The sequence below is a fragment of the Mycobacterium sp. NPDC003449 genome (assembly GCF_053588415.1).
The window spans coordinates 1-1,243 of record NZ_JBSFPX010000382.1 but is presented as its reverse complement, the minus strand read 5'-3'; the positions used below and the strand labels follow the sequence as shown (position 1 = coordinate 1,243).

General features: G+C 65.4%; 2 protein-coding genes. Both read left to right on the top strand.

The window, feature by feature from the left end; translation table 11 throughout:
• Positions 1-73, top strand: a 73-nt coding sequence (locus ACWDTP_RS38515) for an MmpS family transport accessory protein (protein ID WP_217268644.1), incomplete at its 5' end; no start/stop codon positions are given.
• A partial coding sequence (locus tag ACWDTP_RS38510; protein ID WP_450028455.1) for an MMPL family transporter occupies positions 70-1,243 on the top strand: 1,174 nt, incomplete at its 3' end. The genes ACWDTP_RS38515 and ACWDTP_RS38510, both read left to right, overlap by 4 nt.

Genomic DNA, 1,243 nt, shown 5'->3' with positions numbered 1-1,243 from the left:
CGATGAACTCAAAGACGAGCGCACCTCCAACGGCGTCAACGCCCAGACCTTCTGCTTGGTGAAATCCGCATGAGCGATCACGACACCCCGACCGACGCGATCCCGGCCCAGGGGCCCCGCCATGCCCAGCAGGGCGGCCTGGCCAAATGGATCCGCCGGCTGGCCGTGCCGATCATCCTGGTCTGGATCGCCGTCATCGCCGTGCTCAACACGGTCGTGCCCCAGCTCGAAGAGGTGGGCAAGATCCGCTCGGTGTCGATGACCCCCGACGACGCCCCGTCGATGATCGCGATGAAACGCGTCGGCGAGGTGTTCGAGGAGTTCAAGTCCAACAGCTCGGTGATGATCGTGATCGAGGGCGACGAGCCGCTCGGCGACGATTCCCACAAGTACTACGACGAGATCGTCGGCAAGCTCGAGGCCGACAAGAAGCACGTCGAGCACGTCCAGGATTTCTGGGGCGATCCGCTGACCGCGTCGGGTGCCCAGAGTTCGGACGGCAGATCCTCCTACGTCCAGGTCTATACCGCCGGTAACCAGGGCGAGGCGCTGGCCAACGAGTCCGTCGAAGCCGTGATGGACATCGTCGACGGCGTTCAGGCCCCGGACGGGGTCAAGGCCTATGTGACCGGCCCGGCGGCGATGTCGGCCGACCAGCAGACCGCCGGCGACCGCAGCATGCGGATGATCGAGATGCTCACGTTCACGGTGATCATCATCATGCTGCTGATGGTCTACCGCTCGATCACGACGGTGATCCTGTCGCTGATCATGGTGGTGTTCGGGCTGACCGCATCCCGTGGCCTGGTCGCCTTCCTCGGCTACTACAACATCATCGGGCTGTCCACGTTCGCCACCAACCTGCTGGTGACGCTGGCGATCGCGGCGGCCACCGACTACGCGATCTTCCTGATCGGCCGATATCAGGAGGCCCGCAGCGCCGGCGAAACCCGGGAGCAGGCCTACTACACGATGTTCCACGGCACCGCTCACGTGGTGCTGGGTTCCGGTATGACGATCGCCGGCGCGACCCTGTGTCTGCACTTCACCCGGCTGCCGTACTTCCAGTCACTGGGCATCCCGCTGGCCATCGGCATGACCGTCGTGGTGTTCACCGCGCTGACCCTCGGTGCCGCGATCATCTCGGTGGCCAGCCGGTTCGGCAAGGTGCTCGAACCCAAGCGGAACATGCGGACCAGGGGCTGGCGCAAGGTCGGTGCCGCCGTCACCCGCTGGCCGGGCC